The 7,188-nt window shown below is 71.3% G+C and carries 5 protein-coding genes; 1 reads left to right on the plus strand and 4 read right to left on the minus strand.

Annotated elements, in window-relative coordinates:
- Positions 1-235: 235 nt before the first annotated feature.
- Together KBY19_RS29635 and KBY19_RS29640 are read right to left on the minus strand one after the other, a co-directional pair.
- On the minus strand, positions 236-2,590 hold the full coding sequence (locus tag KBY19_RS29635) for a PI-PLC domain-containing protein (protein ID WP_210967071.1): 2,355 nt from the start codon (positions 2,588-2,590) through the stop codon (positions 236-238).
- 185 nt (positions 2,591-2,775) lie between these two features.
- Positions 2,776-4,011 (minus strand): glycosyltransferase, encoded by a 1,236-nt coding sequence (locus KBY19_RS29640; protein WP_210967072.1) that lies wholly within the window; start codon positions 4,009-4,011, stop codon positions 2,776-2,778.
- Positions 4,012-4,393: 382 nt separating this feature from the next.
- Between KBY19_RS29640 and KBY19_RS29645 the strand changes: the two genes are divergently transcribed.
- A complete protein-coding gene (locus KBY19_RS29645) occupies positions 4,394-5,827 on the plus strand; it encodes an FG-GAP repeat protein (protein ID WP_210967073.1) in 1,434 nt (477 codons plus the stop codon).
- A 144-nt stretch (positions 5,828-5,971) separates the two neighbouring features.
- Here KBY19_RS29645 and KBY19_RS29650 read toward each other — a convergent pair whose 3' ends face one another.
- Both KBY19_RS29650 and KBY19_RS29655 read right to left on the minus strand, forming a co-directional pair.
- On the minus strand, positions 5,972-6,643 hold the full coding sequence (locus KBY19_RS29650) for a hypothetical protein (RefSeq protein WP_307843660.1): 672 nt from the start codon (positions 6,641-6,643) through the stop codon (positions 5,972-5,974).
- Between the two features lie 127 nt (positions 6,644-6,770).
- A partial coding sequence (locus tag KBY19_RS29655; protein WP_307843661.1) for a lasso peptide biosynthesis B2 protein occupies positions 6,771-7,188 on the minus strand: 418 nt, incomplete at its 5' end.

Below are 7,188 nucleotides of genomic sequence, written 5' to 3' on the forward strand. Positions count from 1 at the left end.
ACAGTTTGGTTGCCCCGATGTCATCGCCGTAAAACCCACCGGAGTCGGACCGACCACAATTCAGGCCACCGCCTGAGCACGGCGCCCCTCGTCCCCGCGCCCCTGACCGAGCGGCGGGCGCGCCGGAGATCCGGATGGTCGGCCCTCACGTGCGGGAGCGCTCCCGCACGTTCGGCCCGGCTCAGCTCGGACTTGTGGAGCGACCCGGGTCGACGATGCGGGCGCGTCAGCGCTCTCAGGGGTTCCGAGCGGCGTTGAGCGTGTCCACGGCCGCCGCGGCGTCACCGAGGTTGGCGAAGTCCACGGCGACGAAGTTCACCGGGTGGCCGCGTGCGGCCTCGCACCTTTGGGCGCGGTCCACGACGAAGTCCTTCGCGTTGACCTCCCTCGCGTCGATCCTGCTGCCCCCGCCGCTGGTGACGAAGTGGTTCATCAGGAAGAGCCGCTTCCCGGTCCCGCCGCGGTTGGGCTCGCAGGTCATCTCCTCCGGGGTGGAGAAGGCGTAGGGCGTCTCCATGCCGTACCGGTAGAAGTTGCGGTACCAGGGGGCCGGGCCGTCGGCGTGCTCGGCGAAGACGACCAGGCGCTTGTTGTCCTCGACCATCTTCCCCAGCGTCGGCCACTGCGCCTTCGGGTCGTCGTCGGGGGTGTACAGCAGACGGTCCAGACCGGCTTTCCGGAACGCGGCCCTGGTCTGCTCGCCGGAGATCCCGTCCTGGACGATCAGCGTCACGACCTCGCCCGGGTGCTCGTCGAGCCAGGTCCCGATGTCACGCAGCGTCTCGACGAGCGGAATCGCCCCGCCCCGGCAGACGGCGTGGCACAGCCACAGCCCTGGCCGCGACGGCTGCGCCTTGTCGATCAGGCCCGTGATCCGCTCCCTCATCTCCGGCGCGAACTCGGACACCTTCAGCCGCTGCGCTATCTGGTCGGGCCGCTCCCAGGTATGGGTGTCCACCAGCAGCGCCCGGGCGCCGTTGTCGAGCTGTGCGGTGATGTCACCGTCCTGGAGCGGGCTGATGAAGCGGTCGGCGGTCGTCGACATCGCGTTGTGGGTGGCGACGTAGGCGGCCTGGTCGTAGCGCAGCTCGCACAACTGGGCGGAGCCGTTGCAGTAGGTCTCCTCCGAACCGCTCGCGGCCGCCGGGACGAAGGTGACGCCCAGCACGACAGCGGTGGTGGTGACCGCCGACATGCCGGCCAGCAGCTTGGTACGGCCCTTGGCCGTCAGCGACCGCGCCGCCCTCGGCCGCCGTCGCACGAAGGAGAGAGCCACCAGGAACAGCCCGAAGGCCAGCGGGGTGAGTGCGGCCGAGACGCCCGCGGTGGTGAGAGTCTGCAGGGCGGTGCGCTCCAGGTCCTCCGCCAGGGCGGCGAGGGCCGGCGGCCAGGAGCCGGGCGCCCTCCCCCACAGGCCGTCCGCCTCCCACTGGACGATCCGGAAGAAGGCGGCCGTCAGCACGCCGCCCGCGGCGAGGCTCCAGCCGACGGCGCGCAGCCTCCTCAACCGGCGGCGCGGTCCGGTGAGCCACAGAAACGCGAAGGAAGCGGCGCCGACGATCACGGCGAGGCTGTAGACCCATCCCAGGGCGAGCCGGGTGATGCCACGGGCGTACTCCAGGGCCCCGGTGCGCACACCGGTGCTCTCCAGGTCCTCCACGACATTCCACCGGCCGCCCTCGGTGATGCGCAGCAGCTCCTGTTCGCCCTCCTCGGCGCCGGCGCCCGCTCGTCCGCCGATCAGCTGCGGTCCGACCGCAGCCAGCGCCGTCGCCACGTCACCCACCGCGAGGGCCCCCTCGACCTGCGGTCTGAGCGCCGCGCGTTCGTCCTTGGGGACGCCGGACAGCAGCAGCCTGGCGACGTCCTTCACGGCCCGGTCGCTCAGGTCGACGGTAGGAAGATCCGCGGGGCGCCGTCCGGCAGCGACATCGTCCACCGCCTCCTCGATGCGCTTGACCGCTACCGAAAGGTCGGCCTTCTCCCGGCCCTGCGCCTGGGAGACCAGACCGCCGAGGTACACCTCCGTGAGTTTGTCCACGTTCGCCAGTACGGGGGTGAGGTCGACCGAGACGGCAAGGGTGTCCGTCTCACCCCGGAGGTAGCGGGTGACGGCTCCGATCTGCTCATCGGTGAGCTCCCGTACGGTCGCGGGCGGCAGCACCGTCTTCAGATTCGCCGTCACCACCGACTCCGGCACCGGGAGACGGGCCAGCAGGCTCCGCGTGACCGGCTGGGCCTCCGGGGAGACGAGCACCTCGTCGTAGAGCCGGTGGTACGCCCGCTCGTCGTCCAGTACGTGCTGGTAGAAACCACGGTCCAGGACCGTGTTGCGCAACGTACCGATCGTCGCCAGCACCGTTACGCACAGGGCCGCCAGTACCGCCGCCACGGGGCGCACCAGACGGACCCACCGCGATCGGGTCCAGGTGGGGTGGCGGGAGGGGACGTCCGGCGGGCCGGACACGGGCTCCGGCCCGCCGTCCTCGCGCTGCGGTTCCGCGCGTCGCGGGTCCTCGCGCTGCGGTTCCTCGTGCCGTGGTTCCTCGCGTTCCGGGTCAGGGACACCGTCGTTCGTGTTCCGTGACACCCGTACTCCCGTGGTCGTGTGCAGTTCGTGTCGGTCGGTGCGCCGGTCGGCGGCCGGCCCGCGGTCCGGGGTGGTGTGGCGGGCGTGCCTCGTTCGAGGGCGGCGGCACACCGACTCCCACCAGGCTAGAGGGCGCCGGCGAACGGCCGTACCAGGGACCCTGGCGCGCGGAACCGGTGCGGCGCTCACCCGGACACGGGTGGCCTGTCCCCGCTGACCATGTCGAACAGCAGTTTCGCGGCCACCGTCGCTCCGTCGCCGCGGATCGACCCGGCCACGGCTCTCGCCCTTGCCCGGGTCCCGGGGTTCAGCGCCATGGTGAGTGCGGCCGACAGGGAGTCGACCGTCGGCGTCGGGCCGTCATGTGCCGCGCCGATGCCGAGTTCGGCCACCCGGGCGGCCCAGTGCGGCTGGTCCGCGATCTGGGGTATCACCACCTGGGGCACGCCGGCCCGGGCGGCCGTCGTCGTGGTGCCGGCGCCGCCGTGGTGCACGACGGCGGCCACCCTGCCGAACAGCGCCTGATGGTTGACCTCGCCCACGACGAAGCAGTCGTCCCTGTTGTCGATCGGGGTCAGCCCGGCCCAGCCCCGGGCGACGAGCACGCGGCGACCGTGCGTCCGGACCGCCTCGACGGCCACCCGGGCGATGTCCGTCGAGGCGTGCATGGCCATGCTGCCGAACCCCACGTGAACGGGCGGTTCACCAGCGTCCAGGAACTCCACCAGCTCTCTTGGGAGGGGCCGTTCGTCCGGAAGGATCCACGCCCCGGTCTGCAGGAGGTCGAGATACGTCATCTCCTGCCACGGGCCCAGTGCCGGGTCTGCCGCCAGCCACGGCCGGTCGGTGAGGACGTGGTCACGGACGTTGTCCACCGGTGGCAGGCCGATCGCCGCCCGATGGCTGTTGAGCGCCTCGCCGTACAAGGCGTTCACACGTTGGGCGTCCTGCTCCCACAGCACCTCGAGGTCGGTCTCCTCCGACGGGGACGGCTTGCCCGGCCTCCGCCCCGGAGGGAGATGCCGCGACGGCAGCCCGAACGGATGGAAGCACGCGAACACGTAGGGGATGCCGAGCTTTTCGGCGACGTCCCGCGCGCCTGCCGGCAGCAAGCCCGTCGCCATCAGCGCGTCACATCCCTCGGCCGCCTTCCCGAGCGTGTCGAACCGCGCCGCGACCAGCTCGGCCGCAAGCCGGAACGCATCCTGCTCCGTCGGCGGCCTCTCACCGGTCACCACCGAGCGCACCGTCGGGCCGAGCGGCACCAGCGGTACCCCGACACCGGCCAGCAGCTGAGCGAACTCCTCGTCCGGCGGCGCGCACATCCGCACCTCCGCGCCGAGTTCCCGCAACCGCACCGCCAGCCCCGCCACCGGTTCGACGTCCCCGCGCGAACCCCATGTCGTCAACACCACACGCATGCAGCAACCCCCCATTTACGGCCCGATTCCGGCTCGGGCCGACAATGCTGCGGCAGGACCAGGGCCTTGCCGCAAGCCCCCCGCGGTGCTATACGTTGAGAGTGGCAAGGAGTGGGATCTCCTTGCCTTTTCCTTTGTCGTGGCTCCGGTTGAACGCAATGACGGCGTTCCCATCCACCTCGCTCCTGGTCGGCGTCCGGCTGCTCGCCCGCCCGCCCGAACACGCCCTCGAAGCCGAACCCGCCTGACGGACCGACTGCCCCTGCGGGCACAACCATTCGGCGGGGCGGGCCGTCTGAGTCCCGGAACCAGCACCACAACACGCAGCACGAGCAGGCAGCAGAGCGAAGAAGACGAAGCAGATGAAGAGGACGAAGACCGTATGCGTATCCGCAAACTTGTCACAGCGGCGGCCCTGACAGCCCTTGCCGCAGGCGGCCTCCTGGTCCCCGTCGCGGCGGCCGGTCCGGCCGCCGCCGAGCCCTCGGGGCAGCGCGACGACTTCAACGGCGACGGCTACACCGATGTGGCCATCGGGGTTCCCGAGGCCAACGGCAAGGCAGGTGCTGTGGTGGTGACATTCGGGTCGGCGTCCGGCGTCTCCCCGTCCCGCTCAGTGCGCCTCACCCAGGACTCCGCGGGCGTGCCGGGCACGGCTGAGCCGGGCGACCAGTTCGGTGAGAACGTCACCAGCGGCGACGTCAACCACGACGGCTACGCCGACCTGGTCGTCGGTGCCCCGCACGAGAAGGTCGACGGCAAGCCGGACGGCAGCCTTTCGATCGTCTGGGGCGGCGCCAAGGGACTGACGGACGGCGGCGTGGCACTCGTCGCCCCCACGGCCGACGACCGCAACTTCGGTCAGGGCGCCGCCTTCAGTGACCTCGACGGCGACGGCACCGCACAGCTCCAGGTCGTCAGTGGACGCCACTTCTGGTGGTACCCGGAGTCGACGCCCAAGGGCGACGGCAGCGACGTGGCACTGCCTCTGGAGGACGACTTCCTGCCCGAGGACGTCCAGCTGGACGGCGTTGCCGCGGGGCGCTTCGCGGGCACGTCCACCAACGACTTCGTGCTGTACGGACAGCGCGGCGACGGCGGCGGCGACTATCTGGCCACATTCCGCGGCGGCCCGGGAGACATCGGCTACAGCCACCGGGTCCTGTCCGACGGTGACACCGAGGCGCGGTCGGTCGCGACCGGTGACATCAACAAGGACGGCATGACCGACCTGGTCACCGGCGAGCCGGTGAGCAGTGGCGGGGCGGGCTCGGTCACGGTCCGGTGGGGTGCGCCGGGCGGCCTCGACACCGGGCGGGAGCCTGACATCCACGACCAGAACAGCCCCGGTGTTCCCGGCACCGGTGAGAACGGTGACGGCTTCGGCGCCGACGTCTCCGTACGCGACGTGACCGGCGACGGCTACGCGGACATCGCCGTCGGCGTCCCCACCGAGGTCGTACGGGGAAGCGAGGCCGGTGCCATCGTCCTCCTCAAGGGCTCCGCCAGTGGTGTCAGCACCTCCGGCGCGCAGACCTTCCACCAGGAGACCAGCCGCGTCCCCGGTATCGGAGAGGCCGGCGACCGCTTCGGTGCGGGTGTGCATCTCGCCGACATCGACAAGAACGGCAGAGCGGACCTGTTCACCGCCGCAACCGGCGAGGACATCGGCACGGTGGCGGACGCGGGAGCGGTCTGGGTGCTGCGTGGCGGCTCAGGCGGACTGACGACCCACAACATCACCTCGTTCAACGGCGCCGACTTCGGCTTCACCGCGAACGCCGGCCTCGAATTCGGCGAGGTTTTCGACCACTGACCGCACTTCGGGCCCTCGGCCGTGCAGGGGGCCCGCAGTCGGCGCGGGCTGCCACTCAGGCAGTGCTCTCACGGCCTCTGCGGCACCCTGTGTCCACCGTTGCCGGGTCCGCCCTGCGGGTCCGGGAATACTCGGCCCGTGTGCTCAGTTCGCTCGCCCGTCGTATTCCCGGTCCCACTTGTTCTGCCGCACACCGCCCCATGTGCCCATCACGACGGCCGCCACGAAGAGGGATGCGAGGAGACCTCCGTACGAGCTGCTGTTCCTGTCCTCGGTCGGGCCGGCCACACCTTCAGGGTCGTACCGCACGCGCAGCTCGTCGCCCTTGGTCACCCAGTCGTCGCAGCCGTCGCCCTCCAGGAGCGCGGGCGAGATCTCGCGTCCGTCGGCAGTGCGCAGATCGCATTCGTTGCTGCCGCTGTCCTCCATGCCCACGACCACGGCATCGGCCCATCGGCCCCGGTCCGCGAGAGCGACCTGTTCACCGGCGATCTTGCCGACCAGGCCCATGGCGACGCCCGCGACGAGGGGGACGATCAGCTGCCACGCCAGCTTGCGCTTCTTGCGCGGCACCCTCCGCAATACGAACACCGGTACCAATACCGTCGCCAGCGGAAGGAGAAGGAAGGCGAGAAGCGACGTGACTCCCCCCACCGGGGCGGGCAACGGCACAACAGGCACGAGCCAGGAGAGCGCCAGCGAACCCCCGGCACACACCAGGCTGAACAGCAGCCACCGGACCACATCCGTCGACCACCAGGCCCCCGTACCGACACGACCCGGCCGGACGGTGCCGCCAGGGGTGTGGTTCGTCACTGCTCCTCCTCATCCGCCGGACGCGTCCGGCGTCGAAGGCTGCCCGCGTTCTCGAACGCACACCCTAGCCAGGCCGCCACACCGGTGGACGGTCGCGGTCTCCTCCCCACGGATGGCGACCCGCGTTTCAGCTGCCCTGCTTCTCCTCGGGAGGGGAGGTGTCCCGCCGGGCGGAGGGCAGCGGCGGGACGCTCAGCAGAAGACGGTAGTGGCCCTTGAGGTGGGGCTCACCGACCGGGTGGTCTTCGGCCTCGATCCAGGCGTGGGCGGCGAAAGGATGGGTGCGGACCCCCGTGCACCAGGTGGGCCAGGTGCCCCGGCAGCGGCAGAGCAGGGCCGCCGCAAGGGAGCGTTCCAGGCAGCCTTGCCCGGCGCACCGAAGGCTCACCGAGACGACGTCTCGGCGGGCGGCGAGTGCTTGCTCCACGGTGGCCGGCGCGGCGCCGCGCCGGGCATGTTCGAGGAACCACCGGATCCGTGCTGGGGGCAGCAGCGCCAGCAGCCGGGCCACGGCGACGGCTGCCAGCGGGTGTGGCCGACGGCGC

The sequence above is a fragment of the Streptomyces sp. B15 genome (genome assembly GCF_018070605.1).
In the GTDB taxonomy this organism is placed as follows: Bacteria; Actinomycetota; Actinomycetes; order Streptomycetales; family Streptomycetaceae; genus Streptomyces; species Streptomyces smyrnaeus.